Here is a 19,663-nt window from a genome sequence, read left to right as displayed (position 1 = left end):
TGGCGTCCGCCCCGTCCCCCGGCGCTCATGCGCGTCCCCCGACCGACGGCTGGACGCCAGGGCGGGCGACACCCGTCAGCGTCCACCCGCCCCGCTCGGCCACCGTACGGATCAACGCCTCGATCCCCTTGGCCTCGTCGCCGTCCAGCAACTCCATCAGGTAGTCGACCTGAAGCGCGGTGAACGGTTCCAGATACGTGTCCCGCGTCGTGGACGGGTCCGCGTGCCCCATCAAAAGCGACAGCGCGTACCACACACCGCCGAACATCTCCCGTATGTCCAGCAGTTCCTGTTCGGTGAACCCGTCGAGGTGCGGCTGCCACACCGCCGACAGCAACGAGTACCACTTGAGCGCGAACGAGTGCCGGCACATATGCGGACGGCACCACAACGGCACCAGCCCCTCCCCGCCCGCCTCCGTCCAGACCCCCTGTACTCTCTTGTTGGCCGCGGTGAACGTGTCCTCCCAGCCCTCCACCTTCTTCGGCATGCCGTTCGGCGACAGCCACACCGCCAGCGGCTCGAGACCGGACGCGGTCCGACGAAACAGCAGACGCCGCTCATCGGGGCTTAGCACGTCAACCGACAACGAGCCCCCGCCCTCCAGATACAACACCCGGCTCCGGGCGTTGTAGCCGCGGACCACCCGCAGGTACGCGAGCCGCTCGTAGCTGCCCCGACGCTGGGCCCTGCGTATCGCCTCCGTCCGCGAGCCCTCCAACGGATCGGCGTAACCCTCGACCTCACGCAGCACCGCACGCGGAATCCGGTACCACCGGCCCTCCTTCGCCCCCTTCAGGCACCCCGCCGCCAGCCAGGCCCGCGAAAGACGCGCAGTCGAAGAACGCGGCAGCTCCACGTCAAGGACACTGCCCCACTCCTGAAGACGCAGCCCGGTGCCGTACAGGCCGTCGACGAACGCCGCGTCGCGATCCTCGTTCGGCCCGCACCATCCGGCCCGCCGCACACCGTCGAAGCCGAAGCCACACAACCCGACGTCACGCCACTGCTCGAAGGGCACCCGAAGCATCCACTTCACCTGACGCCGGCGCGAGCCCGACGGCCGGATCCCCTCCCGCCGACGACCCCCCGGCCCGAGATCCTGCCCGGACCGGCCACCAGTACCCGACGCCGGAGAGATCCCCGTCACCGGGTTGAGCAGCCCGTACCTGCCGGAGGCCCACGTGTAGAAGGTGTTCAGAGCGGCCCGGTCGGCGTCGAAACTCCCAGCCATGATCCGCTCATCGTTGCGCACGTCCGTGGCCGCCAGTCCTTGAACGCCTCCACATCCCGAGCCGTAGCCTCACGCCAGCTTCTGCCGAACACCTGCAGGAAGTTCAGCCACACGACCAAGGTGTACGCGTACCGCCGCCAGGTTCTGATCCCACGCCCCACCATCGGCGAGACACGAAAGAACAGATTCACGCCCGGATCAGTAAAGCCCGAGACCGTCACCAGCACCGGCGTGCCATGCTGAGCTCCGTTCCGCGACGCCCGCTCATGGAGGTCGCCGAACCCCTCCAGCACACCCCCGCCCAGGCCCGGCGGCGGCTTCAGGAAGTCGTAGAACGCAACACCCCAACGATCTGACACTTCTCCTCCAGAAGATCCATGAGCAAGGTGGACGACAACTCTGGAGAGCCTAGAGAAAGCCGATTCTCCGGGCCTGCTCAATGTCGTTGGCGGCAGGCTCGAAGCTGGCGAGTTCTTGGACGAGGGCGCTGCGCGCGAGCTCGCCGAGGAGACCGGCATCATGATCGCTCCGGAGCGGCTGGAGTTTAGTCAGCTGGTGCACCTGCATGCTGCGGACGGGGAGCGGGTGACCGGGGTGGCGTTCCTGGCGCGTCAGGGGGAGGGCGAGCCGTACAACCGGGAGCCGGGCACCCACAGCGATCTGGTCTGGGCCGATCCCGGCAGCCCGCCCGAGGACTGCCACCCCTTCACCCACGAGGTCCTGCGTCACTTTGCCGCAGGCCTGCGGTACGCCAACGTGATCGCCCTGGAGCTGAAGGGCAGGGGTGAGGCCCCGTGACGGTCGTCGGCCAGAAGGCGAAGGCCACCGCGTGGTCGAGACCGGCCTTCCGGTTCCTGCTCGGCAGCGAGGCGATGACCCTGTCCGGGTCGGCGGTGAGCGCCGTCGCTCTACCTGCGCTGGCCGTGCTGGAGCTGCGTGCGTCGGCCAATGAGGTGGCCGTGCTCGCGTTCTTCGAAAGCCTTCCGAACGCGGTCGCGCTGTGGGCCGGGGCCCTGACCGACCGGCACCCCAGGCGGCCCCAGCTGATCGCCTCGGACCTGGCGGCCGCCGCTGCGCTGGTGACCATCCCGACCGCCGCCCTAGCCGGGGTGCTCACCGTCGGGCAGCTGTGCGCGGTCGCGATCGTACTCGGGGCGGCCAAGGTGCTGCACGACGCCGCGGCGATCAGCCTCCTGCCCGCCATCGTCGATCCGAACCAGCTCCAGAACACGAACGGGCTGCTGCGTCAGTACTTCCCGAAGGGCACCGATCTCTCCCGGTGGTCGTCCACGGACCTCGAAGCCGTCGCCATGGCGATCAACAACCGGCCCCGCAAGATCCTCGGTTGGCGGACGCCGGCCGAGGTCTTCGAAGAGCAGCTACGCTCGCTGCAACAGCCCGGTGTTGCAACGACCAATTGAACTCGCCGAATACTGCTCCCGGAAGTTCAAGCGGGCCTGCCGCAAGCTGGGCATCGTGCAGTCCATGGGCAGAGTCGGATCCTGCTTCGACAACGCCGTGAACGAGGCGTTCAACAGCGTGCTCAAGGTCGAGTACGTCCACCGGCACACCTTCCGCACCCGCACTGCGGCCCGCATCAAGATCGCCACCTGGATCACCGACTTCTACAACACCAGGCGGCTACACAGCGTGTGCGGGTTCAAAAACCCGATCGACTACGAACGCGAGTACCGGGCCACCCTCACCGAGAGACTGGCCGCATAGATCGTCTCCACGCTGCGAGGGGATTGACGGTGCCGGCCTTGCCCACCACCGCGTACACGGAAAGGCGGTACGGCGGAGTCACCATGCTGGTGGGCGCCGACCTGGGAGCTTACCCCTACGTCAACTCCGTACTCGTGCGCGGCACCGCCGAGACGCCGGTCATCGACCCGTGGCCGGGGTCGGCGCATGACCCCGGCCACGGGGTTTCCACCTGTCTCTCGGGCCGGGCTCTCACCTCGTCCCGGCCTCGAGTGGTCCAGAGGCTCCCCACGGTGTGGACTTTCCGACGCGGGGGGAGCCATGGACAGTCACTCGTCGCAGAGAGTTGGTGAGGCGTCCTGACTTTAGAAGAAGTGCTTGCGTCCACCGACCGCGCGACCGGTCGCACCCAGGATCCACAGGATGGCGCCCACCAGAATGAGGATGCCACCGATCGTCGTCAGCAGACCCATGCCGACAAGCATGCCGATGATCAGCAGAATAAGCCCAAGAATAATCATTTCAAAACCCCATCTTCAATTCCGGTCTCAGGCGCGTGTGCGTATAAGCTTCACAAGAGCCTGAGTTCGTCCCTTGGCTGGCAGATCCCGACCAGCTCCAAATGCCAGGACCTCGGTGCGATAGCCCTTGTACCCGGCGACACGATGTTCATGCACTCCTTCGAAACCTCGTTCAGTACACCATCTCCTCGACCGTCCTCCGCTCCGGAAAACCCTTCCACCCCGGACGGTTCGGACGTTGGTGACGGAGACACCGGGCAGCGGCGCCTACGGGCAGGCCCTCAGGTCCAAGGGCATCTTCACCCCCGCCAGTCGGCCCTGGGTGACGGGACTGTGGCCGCAGGCCGGTTCGGTGGCTCGCTTCGAACCTTCCTCTGCTCGTGACACCGCCAGCCCTTATGCGCAGGAACTCGTCTTCATCGGCACCCAGATGGACGCGGAGCTGCTGCGGGCCGACCTGAACGGCTGCCTCATGCAGGAAGGCGTAGCTCTGCCCGCTTCCGATCCCTTCCCTGCCTGGGGCACCTACGGCTCCTGCGAGAGCTGCGCGCATGAGCACGACCCCCTCACCACGGTGACGGGGCGCTGAAACCCCGGGTCGGTCGGTGGTCGCAGCCACGGCGGAGCTTCAATGGTCCCGGACACGAGACTTTTCCGGCGTCAGCCCCGCCCTGCCTCCCCGCGGGGTTCCGTCGCCTCACGGCTGCGATGTTGACAGCGGATGCGATCGCAAATCCGTCGTCCCCACAAGCAACGCGGGAACCTGACTGAGTGAGGAGCCGAACGCGTCTTGTGCGCCAGCGCGTTCGACCTCACGGCGAAGCCGCACCGGAGTGCTCCGGTGCGGCTTCGCCGTCTCATGGACCCGCGCAGAGATCCCGCCCGGACGGATCTCGGTGGGGTCTCGCCGTATCGCCCGCGTATCACACAGCCATCACCAACTGGTCAGACCCTCCCGGACCAAAAGGCTCTGACCTGCAATTCCATGCTCGCACTGGACTGGCATAGACGTCCCCGGACGGTCTCTACAACCTGTGCCATGTGGTACCCAGTGAGGGCCCCAGGATCAGAACCGGAGCGTCTTCCGGCCCGTCAAAGCGGTATTGCAGGGTGTTCGGTGGTGTCTCGCTCACGCCCCAGACCCTCTCACGTATCATGAAATCTCACACAGCCCGGGGAAGCCGACGGCTCGATGCACCCGAGGCTCGGCTCGTCGGGCACTGCCGACGGCCTCGTCGATCGAGTCTGAAGCCTTTCGGCGTGTACGCGCGCCCCTGACGCAGCGTGGCCTGCCGGCCGCACTCTCGCCCGGTCCCCCGCCGACGCACTGCTTCCTCCATCAGCACGGCTGCCAGCCGTTCCGAGTTTGCAGCAAAGCATGCGGTGCCGTCCCGGAGGTCGGGATGACGTAGCTGGAAACCTTTCGGGCCACTCCGATCAGCCCCCTGACAGCCATCCCTTGGGATACGCCGCCGAACTCACGCACGCCCCTCCGCCTCACCGTGCAGGCCATCCCATGTGGTGGCGGCTTCGCGGAGGTCTTCCACGTCTGGCTTCACGTACCACTTCTTCGTGGTCTTCACCGTGTGCCCGGCCCACCGGGCGAGGATGTGATCCGGCACGCCGTTGTTGGCAAGGAAGGTGAGGCAGGAGGCTCGAGCGTCGTAGAGACGTACTCTGCGCAGGCCAAGGACCTCCATGAGCCGGTACGCGCGCCTGCGGAGTTGCTTGATCGTGAAAGCCTCCCCGGTCTCGTGCACCACGACGTGCCCGGAGTCCGAGTAAGCCTCCCCGAGGATGAGCTTCTCCTTGGCCTGGAGAGTCTTGAACGTCCTGAGGGCCATCAGTACTGGCCCCGGCAAGGGAAGATCGCGTTCTCCGGCCATGGACTTGGTGTCCTTTTCCACGACGTATCGATTCCCCATCATCGTCCGGGTGTTGGCTATGCTGATCGTGGCATTGTCCATGTCGACGTCCTCCCATCGAAGTCCGCAGACTTCAGCAGGACGCAGACCCGTGAGAGCTCGTAACACGATCATGGTCGGGCCTTCTTGGGGCGTCTCCAGCAGATCAGGCTGCAGGCCAGGGAGACGAAGGCATCGTGGAGTTCGGTGCGGCGTTCCCATCGGACGGCGAGGCGTTTGAACTGGTGGAGCAGGGCAAAGGTCTGCTCCACGACGTACCGGAGCTTGCCCAGGCCCTGGATGTTCGGGGCGCTTCTGCGGGAGATGACCGGCAGGATCCGCCGCTTGCGCAGCTCACGCCGGTGGGGGTGGGAGTCGTAGCCCTTGTCGCCGAGCAGGGCTTGGGGACGCCTGCGCGGACGGCCGGGGCGGCCGGCGACGGGCGGGATGCCGTCGACTGGGGCGAGGGTCCGGGTGACGTCGTTGACGTTGGCCGCGGTGGTGATGACCTTGAGCGGGGTGCCGCGTCCGTCGCAGATCAGGTGGTGTTCGCTGCCCGTCTTGCGCCGGTCGACCAGTGACGGACCGGTGTCGGCACCCCCTTCTTCGCGCGGAGGTGGGAGCCGTCCACGCACGCGCGAGGCCAGTCGAGTTCGCCCGCCGCGTTCAGTTCGGCCAGCAGGATGCGGTGCAGCTGGTCGAAGACGCCGGCCTTCTGCCACCGGTCCAGGCGGCGCCAGCAGGTCTGTCCGGAGCCGAACCCCAGCTCCAGGGGCAGGAGTTGCCAGACTGTGTCGTTGTGGAGGACGTAGAGGATGCCCTGCAGACACAGGCCCCGATGGTCGCGTGACCCTTGCGGTTCGCGGCGACCACGCGGGCCGGTGGAGCGACGGGCTCGGGCAACTGGACGGGGGCGTCGCCGAGGTGGAGACGTTGTGGGCGCCGACCTCGACGTCCTCGATCGTCAACCGGCCGATCGCCGACGGACCTTGGGTGATCTGGCTCACGTCCTGTCACAGCGACCGATAGCGCGGTGTCTTGAGGCCGAACACCTGGAATCGGAGGAGGCGTTATGACTGGGAACACGCATGTGGTCGTGATCGGTGGCGGATACGCGGGCGTGATGGCCGCGAACCGGCTGATGCTGCGCGACGACGTGACAGTGACGCTGATCAACCCGCGCCCGGATTTGGTCCATCGGGTCCGGCTGCACCAGCTGGTCGGCGGGTCCGACGACGCGGTCGTCGCCTATCAGGACGTTCTGGCCGAGGGGGTCCGGGTGGTGGTCGACACCGTCACCAGGATCGACGTGGCCGAGCGCAGCGTGACACTGACGGCCGACGGCACGCTCGGCTACGACTACTTGATCTACGCGGTGGGCAGCGGCAGCGCCGAACTGAGTGTGCCAGGGGCGGCTGAGTTCGCCTACCCGATCGCCACCCTGGAGGAGGCACAGCGGCTGCGTGCGGTCCTCGACGCCACGCCCGCGACGGCCCCCGTGACAGTGGCCGGCGCCGGCCCCACCGGCATCGAGACCGCCGCCGAGCTGGCGGAGGCCGGCCGCGCGGTGACCCTGGTCTGCGGAGGTGTGCTCGGCCCGTACCTGCACACCCGGGGCCGGCGCTCGGTTGCGAAGCGGCTGGCCAGGCTCGGTGTGACGGTCATCGACGGCTCTGACGCGATGGTGACGGCGGTGACCCGCGAAGCCGTACGGCTCGCCGACGGTCGTGAACTGCCGAGCGAGGTCACCGTCTGGACCGTCGGATTCGGCGTTCCGGATCTGGCCGTCCGCAGCGGGCTGAGCACCGACGCGGTGGGACGTCTGCTCACGGACGAGACGCTGACGAGCGTGGACGACGCGCGCATCCTCGCGGCCGGGGACTCGGCTGCACCGTCGGACCTGCCGCTGCGGATGAGCTGTCTGAACGCGGTGCCGCTGGGCGCGCGGGCCGCCGATACCGTGCTCAGCCGACTCGCAGGTGAGCAGCCGGAGAACCTCCATCAGTCGATGTACGCCCAGTGCATCAGCCTGGGCCGAAGCGCGGGCATCTACCAGTTCGCCAACAGGTCCGACGTCGCGGTGTGGCTGCACATCGACGACGGGCTGGGCGCCAGGATCAAGGAAGTGGTCTGCAAGGGCATCCCCAAGCACCTGGCCAAAGAGGCGCACAAGCCCGGTTCATTCAGGCTGCACCGCATGCCGGGAAGTGTCGCCAAGCGCCAGCAGCTGCTGCGCGCCCACCGCGCCGAGGCACTGGCCGCCGCCGACCGGGCAGCCTGACCGGTGCCTACTGCGAGGATCTTGCTGTGGACGCATGCGAACGCGGTCGGCCGCCAGGGCCGACCGCGAAGGACGAGGAGAGGGGACGAGAGATGAGCGACGACGCCACCGACCCTGCGACCGAGACGTTCATCGCCCACCGCAACCTGCTCTTCACCGTCGCCTACGAGATGCTCGGATCGGCCGCCGACGCCGAAGACGTCCTCCAGGAAACCTGGCTGCGCTGGGTCAAGGCCGACCTGGGACAGGTGAACGACCAGCGCGCCTACCTGGTCCGGATCACCACCCGCCAGGCGCTCAACCGGCTGCGCACCGTCAAGCGCCGCAGGGAGGCGTACGTCGGCTCCTGGCTACTCGAGCCTCTGCTCACCACGCCGGACGTGGCCCAGGACATCGAGCTCGCCGAGAGCGTGTCGATGGCGCTCATGCTCGTCCTCGAGACGCTGTCGCCGATGGAACGCGCCGTCTTCGTACTGCGCGAAGCCTTCGACATCGGCTACGACGAGATCTCCGAGGCCGTCGACAAGAGCCCCGCGGCCGTTCGCCAGATCGCCCACCGCGCCCGCCAGCACGTCGACGCCCGCCGCCCCCGCCGGGTGGTCTCCTCGAACGAGGGCCAGGCGGTCCTGGAGTCGTTCCACCGCGCGATCGAAACCGGGGACCCGCAGGCCCTCCTTGAGGTGCTCGCCCCTGAGGTCGTCCTGATGAGCGACGGCGGCGGCATCAAACACGCCGCGCTGCGGCCGGTCACGGGCGCTGAGCAGGTGGCCCGTATGTTCGCCGGCGGCATCGGCAAGTTCGAAGACACGCTCACCGCCGAACCGACCGTGGTCAACGGCAACCCGGCACTCCTCGTCCGCCTGGACGGCGAGATCGACGGCGTCATGGCGATCCGTGTCCAGGACGCCCGCATCACCGGCCTCTACTACGTCCGCAACCCGGAGAAACTGTCCCACCTCACATCAGCGACCCCGCTCACCCTGCGCTGAACACCAACGGCCTCCGACCCGCGGACGTCAATCCTTCGCCTTCGTGGCGTGGGGCCGCTTCGGCCACGAGTCCTTCACCAGCTGACCCGCCAGGGAGATAGCCGATGAGCCATGCAAGCGAGCGAACGGGAGAGATCATGAAGGCAGTGCGTTACCACTCCTACGGCGGCAGCGACGTCCTCGTCTACGAGGAGGCAGACCGGCCGGTGCCAGGTGCGGGCCAAGTAGTGGTGCGGGTGGCCGGCACCTCGTACAACGACGCGGACTCCGGCCTCCGCGCGGGATTGCGACAGGACCTGCTCCCACTGGCCTTCCCGCACATTCCCGGCCTCGACCTGGCCGGAGTCATCACCGAGGTCGGCGAGGGCGTGACCAACTGGAGCGTGGGGGACGCGGTGGTCGCGCTTCTGCCGGCGGACGCACCCGGCGCGGCCGCCGAATACGTCGCCGCATCCGCCGAGGCGCTGGCCACCGCTCCCCGTACCGTCGAGCTGGCCGACGCCGAGGCCCTACCCCTCGTCGGGCTGACGGCATGGCAGGCCCTGTTCGAACACGCCGACTCAAGCCCGGGCAGAACATCCTGATCAACGGCGCAGGCAGCGCAGTGGGCGGGTACGCCGTCCAGCTTGCCGCGCAGGCCGGTGCCACCGTGACCGCGACCGCCGGTGCGCGCAGCCGCGACCGTGTCCGCTCCTACGGCGCGGACCGGATCGTCGACTACGCCGTGACCCCCGTTGTGCAGACGCCGGCCGGGCAGCACTTCGACGTGGTGCTGCAGCTGGCTCCCGCCAGCTCCGAGGAGAACGCGCAGCTGGTGGGCCTGGTCGCCGACGGTGGAGCCTTCGTCAGCGTCACCGTTCCCGGCCCGCAGGATGCCGGGCGCGGGGTGCGCACGGTGCACGTGTTCGCGCGCAGCGACGTCACCCAGCTCGCCGACCTAGTCGCCCGCGTCGACGCCGGAGATCTGGCGATCGAGGTGGCCCAGCGGCTGCCACTGGCCGACCTGGCCGCGGTCCACGCCCGCGCCGCCGGCCGGTTTGCCCGGATCGCCGAGCTGGCCGCCCGGGTCGAGGGTGGAGACCTGGCCGAGCGGCTGCGTGCCGACCAGGCCGCGGTCCGCGCCCCGGCTGCCGCCGGAGAGCTGGCCGGCAAGACCGTCCTGACCCCCTGACCCGAGCGACGCCGGCACCGGCCCGGTCTCCCCGGCCCACTCGGCGATGGTCCAGCAGTTCTTGCGCGGCGGGTCCGACAGCAGGCCGAGTACCAACCGCCGCGCCCGCAGGCGGGGTTCAACCCGCGTGAACCGGCTTGCGATCCGGCCCATCAGGCCCTCGAACGCCTCTTGCCACCGGGCAGGGTCTACGCTGTGACCTGCGGCCACCGCGTGATCGTTTGTCTTCACACACCGATGATCAACGGCGGCCGCACCCGTCTCCACAACGCGTCAGGGTCGCGCAGTTCCGCCTGCCGTCCTGAGTCAGGAGGACATGTGCAGCGTGGTGAAGTCTGGTGGGTGGAGTTCGACGAGCGGCGGCTGGTCGTACTGCTGGCGACAGACGACGCGTCCAGGATCCGGGCGATGCAGGTCGTCACTCCTGCGGGCGTCGACATCAGCGGTCTGGGCGTCGAAGTGCAAGTCGGCGCCATGGAAGGACTGCCCTTCGAAGGCGTGCTGCGGTTCGCGTTCCCGCGCCCGGGCTTTACCCCATGCACGTGGCTGACCACCGTGTCCCGGGACGACCTGATCGAGCGGGCGGGCGTCCTGTCCTCCGCGAAGCTCAGCGCGATTGAGGACGCCCTCCGTCTCGGCGAACAGGCGAAGGAACGGACCCCGGCGACAACCGCGAAGCTCAGCGAGATAAGGGACGCCCTCCGTCTCGGTGAACTCGGGTAGGCGGAGAGGCGCCACTCACCATCGAGATCACGATCTACGGCTGGAGTACGATCCGCCTGATTGCTCCCTCCCCCACACCACAGCACCGGACGGCGGCGTGTGGACCGACGTGTACGCCGGAAACGTCCCGACGGAGACGATCGACCCCTACGGCAAGAGCATCACCTATGACTACGACCGTCACCTGCGGCCCGTCGCCATCACCGACCAGCGCGGCAACACCACGGAGATGACGTACGACAGCGCCGGGCGGATGCTCACCCGCAGCGCCCCCTCGGCCCTCGGCTACGCGGAGAGCTGGACCTACGACAGCGCGGGCAACATCACCAGCCACACCGACGGCCGCAGGAACAAGACGACCTACACCTACAACACGTCGAACCAGCTCACCTCCACCACAGACCCCCTGGGCGGCAAGACCACCTACACGTACACCCCGCTCGGTTCGCTGGAGACCGTGACGACCCCGCGTGGCAAGGTCACCACCTATGGCTACGACGCGGCCGGCAACCGGACGTCGGTCACCACGCCGCTGGGTGAGAAGACGACGTTCACCTACGACAAGGTCGGCCGGATCCTGACGAAGACGGGCCCGCGCGGCAACGCCACCGGTGCCGATCCCGCTCTGTCGCTGGCGCACAAGACGCGTTCGGCTCCTCACTCCGTCAGGTTCCCGCGTTGCTTGTGGGGACGACGGATTTGCGATCGCATCCGCTGTCAACATCGCAGCCGTGAGGCGACGGAACCCCGCGGGGAGGCAGGGCGGGGCTGACGCCGGAAAAGTCTCGTGTCCGGGACCATTGAAGCTCCGCCGTGGCTGCGACCACCGACCGACCCGGGGTTTCAGCGCCCCGTCACCGTGGTGAGGGGGTCGTGCTCATGCGCGCAGCTCTCGCAGGAGCCGTAGGTGCCCCAGGCAGGGAAGGGATCGGAAGCGGGCAGAGCTACGCCTTCCTGCATGAGGCAGCCGTTCAGGTCGGCCCGCAGCAGCTCCGCGTCCATCTGGGTGCCGATGAAGACGAGTTCCTGCGCATAAGGGCTGGCGGTGTCACGAGCAGAGGAAGGTTCGAAGCGAGCCACCGAACCGGCCTGCGGCCACAGTCCCGTCACCCAGGGCCGACTGGCGGGGGTGAAGATGCCCTTGGACCTGAGGACCTGCCCGTAGGCGCCGCTGCCCGGTGTCTCCGTCACCAACGTCCGAACCGTCCAGGGTGGAAGGGTTTTCCGGAGCGGAGGACGGTCGAGGAGATGGTGTACTGAACGAGGTTTCGAAGGAGTGCATGAACATCGTGTCGCCGGGTACAAGGGCTATCGCACCGAGGTCCTGGCATTTGGAGCTGGTCGGGATCTGCCAGCCAAGGGACGAACTCAGGCTCTTGTGAAGCTTATACGCACACGCGCCTGAGACCGGAATTGAAGATGGGGTTTTGAAATGATTATTCTTGGGCTTATTCTGCTGATCATCGGCATGCTTGTCGGCATGGGTCTGCTGACGACGATCGGTGGCATCCTCATTCTGGTGGGCGCCATCCTGTGGATCCTGGGTGCGACCGGTCGCGCGGTCGGTGGACGCAAGCACTTCTTCTAAAGTCAGGACGCCTCACCAACTCTCTGCGACGAGTGACTGTCCATGGCTCCCCCCGCGTCGGAAAGTCCACACCGTGGGGAGCCTCTGGACCACTCGAGGCCGGGACGAGGTGAGAGCCCGGCCCGAGAGACAGGTGGAAACCCCGTGGCCGGGGTCATGCGCCGACCCCGGCCACGGGTCGATGACCAGCGTCTCGGCGGTGCCGCGCACGAGTACGGAGTTGACGTAGGGGTAAGCTCCCAGGTCGGCGCCCACCAGCATGGTGACTCCGCCGTACCGCCTTTCCGTGTACGCGGTGGTGGGCAAGGCCGGCACTGTCGATCCCCTCGACACCAGACCGGCCTCACGCCGCTCCCGCCATGCCTTGCGCCACCGCTCGACCGACCGCACCGAGACCCGCAGGTCCGCCGCGATCCTCGCGTTCGCCCGTCCCGCCTCGGACCGGGCCCCGGCCTCCAGCCGGATCCGTTCCCGGGCCGCCCGCTCCTTGTCGGACAGCCCACCCCCTTGCGCATATCTCACACCACATTGAGATAGCGCACACAGCAGCAGGCTGTCAGCCGAACCGGGACGACATCACCCGTTCAAAGTCAGTAGCGGGGCGGCTACGCATTCGTTCGCAGCCCTACTCGATTACGCAGCAGCCGCACAAACCCGTTCACCCCAGCCTGAGCCGAGCCGTTATTCATCCGCGCACGGATGGCAGGCGAAGGAGTGGCGTTCAGTGGGGATAGCAGCTGAATTCAGGGCCCCCGAATTAACCGGCCACCAGCGCGACATCTGGGCGGCCGAAGCGAGAACACCCGGGGAACTGCCCGAAGAACATCTTCCCGAGGGGGTCGTTGAAGTTCACCGCCATCCCGGTGTCGATGACCGTGAAGCGCACCTCCCGCTCGGCGAGCGAGTCGGCGATCTCGTACAGGTGGCGGATGGAGCGGCCGAGCCGGTCGAGTTTGGTGATGGTGAATTCGTCGCCCTTGCGGGGCACCTTGAGCGCGGTGCGGAGCTCGGGCCGGTTGGCATGCTTGCCGGTGGCCTTGTCGACGTGGACGTGTCCGTCGGTACAGTCGGCCGCGGTGAGTTCGCCGGCTCGCGAGTCGGAGTTCTGGTCGAGCACGGACACTCGCCCATACCTGATCTTGTACGCGTCACCCATGGGTAACAAGTGTGCCGCAAACCCTCGTTGGCGGTACGTAGCTTCCGAACAGGGTGCCGAGCCGAAGTGTCACCTCATGTGACACCAAACCGCACACTCTGACTGATTCATGCTTGATCTGCGGATTGCCGGCTACCGGCGGGGGTCGGCGGTGTCAGCGGACCCGCCCGGTGAGACGAGTCCTGTCTCGTAGGCGAGGACGACGGCCTGGGCCCGGTCGCGCAGGGTCAGCTTGGCGAAGATCCGGGCCACGTGGGTCTTCACCGTCGCCTCACTGAGCGTCAGTTCGCGTGCCAGTTCGGAATTGGAAAGACCCTGCCCCATGAACGTCAGTACCTCGCGCTCGCGCGGCGTCAGTGCGGCCAGGTCTCGGTGGACGGCCGGGGTTGCGAGGCTTGAACCGGTTCTGGTGGCGCTGGGGGCGAAGCGCTCCACCAGGCGGCGGGTGATCGAGGGTGCGAGCAGTGCGTCACCGGTGTCGACCAGGCGTACGGCGGCGGCCAGATGCGCGGGGGTGACGTCCTTGAGCAGGAATCCGCTGGCTCCGGCGGCGAGGGCGGCATAGACGTAGTGGTCGAGGTCGAAGGTGGTCAGCATGATCACCCGGCAGTCCGGGGCCTGCGCGAGTATGCGGCGGGCGGCTTCCAGGCCGTCCATGGTGGGCATCCGGATGTCCATCAGTACGACGTCGGGCCGCAGCCTCCGCACGGCGGCCACGGCCTCGGCTCCGTCGCCGGCTTCGCCCACGACGTCGATGCCGCGGGCGGTCAGGATCAGGCGGAAGCCGGTGCGGACCAGCTCCTGGTCATCGGCGATCACGACGCGAGGGGCGGATTCGCACCCAGGGCCACCTGCCACCGTCCGGTCATCGGTCCGGTCTTCCTTCGTGCGCCGGGGTCACCGAGCGCGCGACAACGCGTTGTACTGCTCCAGGACGTGGCACAGGCCCATCAGCTCTCGTCCGTACGGTGGCATGAGGTGACGGTCGGTGGTGGTCGGCGCGGACGCCCTCGGTCCCCTGCGCCGGGTCGGGCGCGCCCCGCGGCCGACGCCCGGGAACCGCACCCCGGCGCCTCGCGCATCAGAGGGTGCGCGGGGTGTCCAGGCCGGTGAGGGCGCCCACCGGGTCCGGGTCGGGGGTGCCCCGGGGCCACCAGTCGTCGTGGCCGGGCTCTGACTCGTACGCGTACCAGAGGTGGTCGCGGCCGAGGCGGAGCTGGAGGTGTCCCCGGGGGTGGGTGAGGTGGTTGTGCCAGGGGCGGAAGGCCGGCAGGCCGGCGGCGAGGAGGAGGGGGCGGGCGCGGTCGAAGCGGCCGGCCGGCGGGTCCCAGAAATCCTCCAGGACCTCGAGCCCGGCCGGCCCTCCCTGGCGCCAGGAGGCGACCGCGCGGGCCAGCTCGGCCGGGGTGCGCCCGGTCGCGCGGGCGAGGGAGGAGTACAGCGCGCGGGTGGTGGCGGTGAGTCCGGAGCCGGGGCGGGCGGCGGCGAGCCGCACGGCGTCCTGCCACAGCGTGAGCCGGCCGACGGGATCGCGGCCGGTGGTGAGCAGGGCGTGGGCGCGGGCGGCGGCGTCGGTGGCGAGCTGGTCCAGCGCGAACGGGTCCGGGCCGCCCGGGGCCGCCGGGTAGACGGGCGGCTGCTCCGGATGCGGGGGCGGGGGCAGCGGTGCCGGAAGGGGCGGGAGGATGCGCGGGGTGACTGCCTCGCGTGCCCGCACCCCGGGGAGGGGTTCCGGTTCCCTGTCCCGGGTGGCACGGGCCGTGCGGGCGGCGCTGAGCCGGGACAGGGCGTCGATCACGTCACGCTCACCCCGGCCGCGCAGCAGGAGCAGCACGAACGGGTCGGCGTCGAGCAGCCGGGCGGTCTGGTAGCAGAGGGCGGCGGCGTGCTTGCAGGGGTGACCGGAATCGGGGCAGCTGCAGCGCGGGTCGAGGTCGCCGGGGCGGGGCAGCAGCGGGGCACCGCAGTCGGCGAGGGACTGGGGCATCTCCTTGTCCAGCAGGGCCGCGATGTGGCCGGGCCGGTCGGCGGCCGCGTCCAGGAACCGCTCCCACTCGTCGTCCGCGAAGGTGCGCAGCCGTACCTGCACGCGGTACGGGCGGGGACGGCTTCCCTGGACGTACGCGAGGACGAGCCCGGGGGTGACGGTGATGGCGTCGACGTGCCCCCGCTCGGCGTACCGGCGTCCACGGACCAGCCGCGCGGCATCGAGCGCGCCCTCCTCCAGCGCCGTGACCCATGCGTCACCCCACCAGGTGTCGGCGAACCCCGTGCCGTCCGGGGTGCGGGACGGGAACGCGGGGAAGGTGCGGCGCAACTCGCCGTCCCGGGTGGGGGCCGCCATGGAGCGGGGCGTTCGGGGGGTGGCGGGGGATGGATGGGGGGTCGGGTGTACCGGGGGTGCCAAAGGCTCGTGGGCGGTCGGTGGTTCGTGCGCGGTCGGCGGCCGGTGAGGCCGGCCGCCGGGCTCCGGGGGCGGCTCGGCCGTGTCGGAGGACAGGGGCGGGAGTGCGGGGACGGCGTCGGTGAGCAGGTCCCGTACCGCGGGCACTCCCGTCCCCTCGGCCGGCGCCTCGACCGTCCGGACACCGGCGGCGCGGTCGCCCCGGGTGGTACGGGGGACGCGGGGAGCGGTGCCCGAAGGGGTTCGGCCGGTGTGCGGGCCGATGACGGCCGCTTGCCCGTCGCTCCCCCGGTCGCCGGTTGCGCGGTCACCGGAGGACCGGTCGTCGGGGAATCCGTCTCCGAAGGACCGGTCGTCGGTCCCCGTTCGCGCGCGCAGCGCTTCCTCGCGGGCCGAGCGCAGAGCCTCCCGCGCGATGTCAGCGGGGCGCCGGGCGGGCCGCGGCGCCGGGTGATCCGGACGGCTCCGGGTGCCGTCGGCAGCGGGCGGCAGGGCGCCGGCGTCCGCCTCCCCTGCGGGCCCCTCCGCCCGCACGCCGATGTCGGTACCGGCGTCACCGGTCACCACCGGCCCCCCGTGTTCCGTCTCTGTCCCCGTCTCTGTCCCCGTCTCCGCCACCGTGCCCGGGTCGCCCTTCGCGTCGGAGTCACCCCTCACGTCGCAGGCCCCGGCCCCGTGCCCGCCCCCGTCCGCCGCCGTCCGCGGGCTTCCCGCGTCCGCGGCACGCCGGGCCCGGACCGCCCTGTGGAGGGCGTCACGGGCCACGTCACCGGGACGTTGGTCCCGGGTTCCCACGGGCTTCCCGTGCTCTCCCGCGTCCGGCGCCGGGTCGGCGCCCGCGCGCCTGCGGGCAGCTCTCAGGGCTTCCCGGGCCTCGTCGGACGGACGGGGTGTCATGACGTCCTCCGCAGGGAGACCAGGTCGGACAGCTCGCGGTCGGTCAGTTCCGTGAGGGCGGACTCGCCGGAGCCGAGGATCGCGTCGGCGAGGGCCCGTTTGGCCTGGAGCATCTCGGCGATGCGGTCCTCGACCGTGCCCTCGGTGATCAGGCGGTGGACCTGGACCGGCTGGGTCTGGCCGATGCGGTAGGCGCGGTCGGTGGCCTGCTCCTCGACCGCCGGGTTCCACCAGCGGTCGAAGTGGACGACATGGCCCGCGCGGGTGAGGTTCAGGCCGGTGCCGGCCGCCTTCAGGGACAGGACCAGGACGGGCGTCGCGCCGCTCTGGAAGCGGTCCACCATGCGCTCCCGCTCCGGTACCGGCGTACCGCCGTGGAGGAGCTCGACCGGCACCGCGCGCCCGGTCAGATGTGCGGTGATCAGCCGGGCCATGCCGACGTACTGTGTGAAGACCAGGGCCGATCCGTCCTCGGCGAGCACGGTGTCGAGGAGCTCGTCCAGCAGGGCGAGTTTGCCGGAGCGGGCCGCGAGGCGGTCGCCGTCGGCCCGTGCGTGCCCAAACCGGGCGTGCTCGTCCTTGAGGTAGAGCGCCGGGTGGTCGCAGATCTGTTTGAGCGCGGTCAGCAGTTTCAGCACCAGGCCCCGGCGGCCCATGCCCTGGGCGGTCTCGATGGCGAGCAGCGACTCGCGCACCACCGCCTCGTAGAGCGCGGCCTGTTCACGGGTGAGCGGGACGGGATGGTCCGTCTCCGTCTTGGGCGGCAGCTCCGGGACGATGCCGGGGTCGGACTTCTTGCGCCGCAGGAGGAAGGGCCGCACCAGGCGGGAGAGACGCCCGACGGCCTCCTCGTCCTCGCCGGCCTCCACCGCGCGGGCGTGCCGGGCGCGGAAGGACGTGAGGGGACCGAGGAGTCCGGGAGTCGTCCAGTCGAGGAGGGCCCACAGCTCGGAGAGGTTGTTCTCGACGGGGGTGCCGGTGAGGGCCACACGCGCGGGGGTCGGGATGGTGCGCAGGGCCTTCGCCGTGGCCGAGTGCGGGTTCTTGACGTGCTGCGCCTCGTCGGCGACGACCATGCCCCACCGGTGTGCGGCCAGTGTCGGGGCGGCCGAGCGCATGGTGCCGTAGGTGGTGAGGACGAAGCCGCCGGTCAGGCCGTCCAGGGTCCGGTCCGGGCCGTGGAAGCGGCGCACGGGGACGCCGGGGGCGAACCGGGCGATCTCCCGCTGCCAGTTGCCGAGCAGCGAGGCGGGGCAGACGACCAGGGTCGGTTCGGCGCGGTCCCGTTTCAGATGCAGCGCGATGAGGGTGATCGTCTTGCCGAGGCCCATGTCGTCGGCGAGGCAGCCGCCGAGGCCGAGGGAGGTCATGAGGTCGAGCCAGGCCAGGCCCCGCAGCTGGTAGTCGCGCAGGGTGGCGTCGAGTCCGGGGGGCGGGTCGGCCGGCCGGACGCCCGTGGTGAGGCGGTCACGGAGAACGGCGAGGGCGCCGACGGGGACGGCCTCGACGGTCTCGCCGTCGGCCTCCGCGGTGCCGGTGAGGGCGACGGACAGCGCGTCGACGGGATCGAGCAGGCCCAGCTCCCGTTTGCGGGCCTTGCGGACGAGGGCGGGGTCGACCAGCACCCACTGGTCGCGCAGCCGGACGACGGGGCGGTGGGCCTCGGCCAGGGCGTCCATCTCGGCCTCGGTGAGCGGGTCGCCGCCGAGCGCGATCTGCCAGCCGAACCGCAGCAGGTCCTCGCTCTCGAAGAAACCGCTCCCGTCGGTCGCCGATCCGGGGGCCGGCCGGACCACCGCCGTCGCGGTCAGGTCCTGGGCCAGGTCCCTCGGCCAGTGCACGGCGACGCCGGCCGCGGCGAGGCGGGTGGCGGCGACGCCGAGCAGGTCGTTCAGTTCGTCCTCGGACAGGGGCAGGACGTCGGGGACGTCCTGGGCGGAGAGCCGGTCCAGCGGGGGCCAGACGCGGGCGGCCCGGCGGACGGCGAGGGCCGCGTCCACGCGCGCGCGGGGGCCGAACGCGCTGTCCGCCGTCCCCGCCCACAGGGCTGCCGCGTCGGCGACGAGGGTGGGGTCGGCGAGGCTGTGCACCTGGACGACCGCCGCGCCCGCACCGCGCGCGCCGGCGCCCCCCGCGCCCTCGTCGGAGCCGTCGAACAGGTCGTACGCACAGAGGTCGAGGCGGAGCGAGATACGCACCCCGGCGTCCATGCCGGCGGCGACCTCGGCGGCCCAGTCGTGGGCGCCGGGCAGCCGCTGGGCCTTGCGGGCGGCGAACGGCAGCCCCGAGGCGTACGGCGCGGCCGGGGTGCGGGGCAGGGTGTCCGCGACCGCGTCCAGGAAGGCGCGGACCAGGGCTTCCGGCTGCGGCAGCCGCAGCGGGCCGGGGCCGGGCAGCGCGACGGCGTGGCCCTCGAGGGGCATGGCCGCGGCCACCGCGCGCAGGTGTGCCACGTCGTCCGGATCGAGAGGGCCCGCCCGCCAGGCGTCGTGACCGGCGGCCGTCAGGCCGGGCAGCAGCCGGCCGCGCGCCGTGAGCCGCAGGGCGTGCAGGGCGGCGGCGCCCCAGCAGGCGGTGGCGGGGTGCGCCGCGGGGGCGTGCCGGGCACGGACCAGTAGGGGCAGGGCCTCGTCGAGAGGGAGAAGGAGCGCGCTGACCGTCCGCCGCCGGATCCCGTCGCCGTGCGGGCGGATGACGGTGAGCCCCGTGCGCAGAGCATGTGCCGAGGGCTCGGACCCGGAATCGTCGGACCGCGGACCACCGGCGCCGCCCACGACCGGCCCTGCGGGCTCCGGCCCGGCAGGCGCGGCTTCGGCGGGGCCGAGCCCCCCGGGGTCGTAGAAAGCGACGCGTCCGTCGCGCGGCAGGGCCGACGGCAGGAAGACCGCGGCGAGACCGACGGAGATCCCGGAGATCTCTTCGGCGGCGACGTCCCCGGTCGCCGCGTCCGCCGGACCGGCGTCTCCCGCGCCCGTGCGCGTCCCTGTCGTGTGCCGGTCGGCCGTCACGGTCGCCTCGCCCATGCGCCCTGTCACCGTCCGCCCGTCCCCGTCGCCGTCCATGCCCATCCGTGTCGTCCGCCCCTTCGTCC

17 protein-coding genes and 7 pseudogenes are annotated in these 19,663 nt (G+C 70.3%); 12 read left to right on the top strand and 12 right to left on the bottom strand.

Annotated features, from left to right (window positions below; translation table 11 throughout):
- Positions 1 to 25 precede the first annotated feature (25 nt).
- Both ACWZEH_RS29370 and ACWZEH_RS29365 read right to left on the bottom strand, forming a co-directional pair.
- Entirely contained in the window at positions 26 to 1,030 is a 1,005-nt protein-coding gene (locus ACWZEH_RS29370) for a hypothetical protein (protein ID WP_456194086.1), read from the bottom strand.
- A gap of 167 nt (positions 1,031 to 1,197) precedes the next feature.
- A complete protein-coding gene (locus ACWZEH_RS29365; RefSeq protein ID WP_456194085.1) occupies positions 1,198 to 1,593 on the bottom strand; it encodes a hypothetical protein in 396 nt (131 codons plus the stop codon).
- A gap of 40 nt (positions 1,594 to 1,633) precedes the next feature.
- Between ACWZEH_RS29365 and ACWZEH_RS29360 the strand changes: the two genes are divergently transcribed.
- The 3 genes and pseudogenes from ACWZEH_RS29360 to ACWZEH_RS29350 all read left to right on the top strand — a co-directional run bounded on the left by ACWZEH_RS29360 (position 1,634) and on the right by ACWZEH_RS29350 (position 2,959).
- On the top strand, positions 1,634 to 2,032 hold the full coding sequence (locus ACWZEH_RS29360; protein WP_456199890.1) for an NUDIX domain-containing protein: 399 nt from the start codon (positions 1,634 to 1,636) through the stop codon (positions 2,030 to 2,032).
- A gap of 425 nt (positions 2,033 to 2,457) precedes the next feature.
- Positions 2,458 to 2,655 (top strand): annotated as a pseudogene (locus ACWZEH_RS29355) (transposase); the annotation flags it as partial.
- Positions 2,639 to 2,959 carry an integrase core domain-containing protein gene (locus ACWZEH_RS29350; protein WP_456194084.1) on the top strand — a complete coding sequence of 107 codons (321 nt, stop codon included), beginning with the start codon at positions 2,639 to 2,641 and terminating at the stop codon, positions 2,957 to 2,959. The pseudogene ACWZEH_RS29355 and the gene ACWZEH_RS29350, both read left to right, overlap by 17 nt.
- A 344-nt stretch (positions 2,960 to 3,303) precedes the next feature.
- On the opposite strand, the gene ACWZEH_RS29345 is transcribed toward ACWZEH_RS29350, so the two are convergent.
- Positions 3,304 to 3,459: a hypothetical protein gene (locus ACWZEH_RS29345; protein WP_093436216.1), complete on the bottom strand. Its 156-nt coding sequence runs from the start codon at positions 3,457 to 3,459 to the stop codon at positions 3,304 to 3,306.
- A 173-nt stretch (positions 3,460 to 3,632) separates the two neighbouring features.
- Between ACWZEH_RS29345 and ACWZEH_RS29340 the strand changes: the two are divergent.
- Positions 3,633 to 4,048: pseudogene (locus tag ACWZEH_RS29340) on the top strand (CobW C-terminal domain-containing protein); the annotation flags it as partial.
- An 889-nt stretch (positions 4,049 to 4,937) separates the two neighbouring features.
- On the opposite strand, the gene ACWZEH_RS29335 reads toward ACWZEH_RS29340, so the two are convergent.
- Complete coding sequence (locus ACWZEH_RS29335; protein ID WP_456194083.1) at positions 4,938 to 5,498, bottom strand: site-specific integrase; 561 nt, start codon at positions 5,496 to 5,498, stop codon at positions 4,938 to 4,940.
- Positions 5,495 to 6,266 (bottom strand): annotated as a pseudogene (locus tag ACWZEH_RS29330) (IS5 family transposase). Before ACWZEH_RS29330 ends, ACWZEH_RS29335 begins: the two are co-directional and overlap by 4 nt.
- Here ACWZEH_RS29330 and ACWZEH_RS29325 point away from each other — a divergent pair.
- From ACWZEH_RS29325 to ACWZEH_RS29305, 5 genes are all read left to right on the top strand, one after another.
- Positions 6,210 to 6,392 (top strand): hypothetical protein, encoded by a 183-nt coding sequence (locus tag ACWZEH_RS29325; protein WP_456200035.1) that lies wholly within the window; start codon positions 6,210 to 6,212, stop codon positions 6,390 to 6,392. The pseudogene ACWZEH_RS29330 and the gene ACWZEH_RS29325 overlap by 57 nt on opposite strands.
- Before the next feature lie 43 nt (positions 6,393 to 6,435).
- Complete coding sequence (locus ACWZEH_RS29320) at positions 6,436 to 7,644, top strand: NAD(P)/FAD-dependent oxidoreductase (RefSeq protein ID WP_456194082.1); 1,209 nt, start codon at positions 6,436 to 6,438, stop codon at positions 7,642 to 7,644.
- Positions 7,645 to 7,736: 92 nt separating this feature from the next.
- Entirely contained in the window at positions 7,737 to 8,633 is an 897-nt protein-coding gene (locus ACWZEH_RS29315) for an RNA polymerase sigma-70 factor (RefSeq protein WP_456194081.1), read from the top strand.
- Positions 8,634 to 8,770: 137 nt separating this feature from the next.
- Entirely contained in the window at positions 8,771 to 9,217 is a 447-nt protein-coding gene (locus ACWZEH_RS29310) for an alcohol dehydrogenase catalytic domain-containing protein (protein ID WP_456194080.1), read from the top strand.
- Positions 9,166 to 9,804 (top strand): zinc-binding dehydrogenase, encoded by a 639-nt coding sequence (locus ACWZEH_RS29305; protein WP_456194079.1) that lies wholly within the window; start codon positions 9,166 to 9,168, stop codon positions 9,802 to 9,804. Before ACWZEH_RS29310 ends, ACWZEH_RS29305 begins: the two co-directional genes overlap by 52 nt.
- Positions 9,805 to 9,822: 18 nt before the next feature.
- Here the strand turns inward: ACWZEH_RS29305 and ACWZEH_RS29300 are convergent.
- A pseudogene (locus ACWZEH_RS29300) lies at positions 9,823 to 10,014 on the bottom strand (IS701 family transposase); the annotation flags it as partial.
- 108 nt (positions 10,015 to 10,122) lie between these two features.
- Here ACWZEH_RS29300 and ACWZEH_RS29295 point away from each other — a divergent pair.
- Together ACWZEH_RS29295 and ACWZEH_RS29290 are read left to right on the top strand one after the other, a co-directional pair.
- Positions 10,123 to 10,527: a type II toxin-antitoxin system PemK/MazF family toxin gene (locus ACWZEH_RS29295; RefSeq protein ID WP_456194078.1), complete on the top strand. Its 405-nt coding sequence runs from the start codon at positions 10,123 to 10,125 to the stop codon at positions 10,525 to 10,527.
- A 73-nt stretch (positions 10,528 to 10,600) separates the two neighbouring features.
- A pseudogene (locus tag ACWZEH_RS29290) lies at positions 10,601 to 11,152 on the top strand (DUF6531 domain-containing protein); the annotation flags it as partial.
- A 218-nt stretch (positions 11,153 to 11,370) separates the two neighbouring features.
- On the opposite strand, the pseudogene ACWZEH_RS29285 reads toward ACWZEH_RS29290, so the two are convergent.
- A pseudogene (locus ACWZEH_RS29285) lies at positions 11,371 to 11,786 on the bottom strand (CobW C-terminal domain-containing protein); the annotation flags it as partial.
- A 173-nt stretch (positions 11,787 to 11,959) separates the two neighbouring features.
- Here ACWZEH_RS29285 and ACWZEH_RS29280 point away from each other — a divergent pair.
- Entirely contained in the window at positions 11,960 to 12,115 is a 156-nt protein-coding gene (locus tag ACWZEH_RS29280) for a hypothetical protein (RefSeq protein WP_093436216.1), read from the top strand.
- Between the two features lie 318 nt (positions 12,116 to 12,433).
- Here the strand turns inward: ACWZEH_RS29280 and ACWZEH_RS29275 are convergent.
- From ACWZEH_RS29275 to ACWZEH_RS29255, 5 genes and pseudogenes are all read right to left on the bottom strand, one after another.
- Positions 12,434 to 12,637 (bottom strand): annotated as a pseudogene (locus ACWZEH_RS29275) (helix-turn-helix domain-containing protein); the annotation flags it as partial.
- Positions 12,638 to 12,872: 235 nt separating this feature from the next.
- Complete coding sequence (locus ACWZEH_RS29270; protein ID WP_456194077.1) at positions 12,873 to 13,271, bottom strand: recombinase family protein; 399 nt, start codon at positions 13,269 to 13,271, stop codon at positions 12,873 to 12,875.
- A gap of 132 nt (positions 13,272 to 13,403) precedes the next feature.
- On the bottom strand, positions 13,404 to 14,090 hold the full coding sequence (locus ACWZEH_RS29265; protein WP_456194076.1) for a response regulator: 687 nt from the start codon (positions 14,088 to 14,090) through the stop codon (positions 13,404 to 13,406).
- A gap of 262 nt (positions 14,091 to 14,352) precedes the next feature.
- Positions 14,353 to 16,572 carry an SWIM zinc finger family protein gene (locus ACWZEH_RS29260; RefSeq protein ID WP_456194075.1) on the bottom strand — a complete coding sequence of 740 codons (2,220 nt, stop codon included), beginning with the start codon at positions 16,570 to 16,572 and terminating at the stop codon, positions 14,353 to 14,355.
- Positions 16,569 to 19,595: a DEAD/DEAH box helicase gene (locus ACWZEH_RS29255; RefSeq protein WP_456194074.1), complete on the bottom strand. Its 3,027-nt coding sequence runs from the start codon at positions 19,593 to 19,595 to the stop codon at positions 16,569 to 16,571. Before ACWZEH_RS29255 ends, ACWZEH_RS29260 begins: the two co-directional genes overlap by 4 nt.
- Between the last annotated feature and the right edge of the window lie 68 nt (positions 19,596 to 19,663).

The organism is Streptomyces yamdrokensis (genome assembly GCF_053890455.1).
Note: the sequence above shows the minus strand (reverse complement) of the source record. Positions and strands in the feature narration are given on the sequence as shown.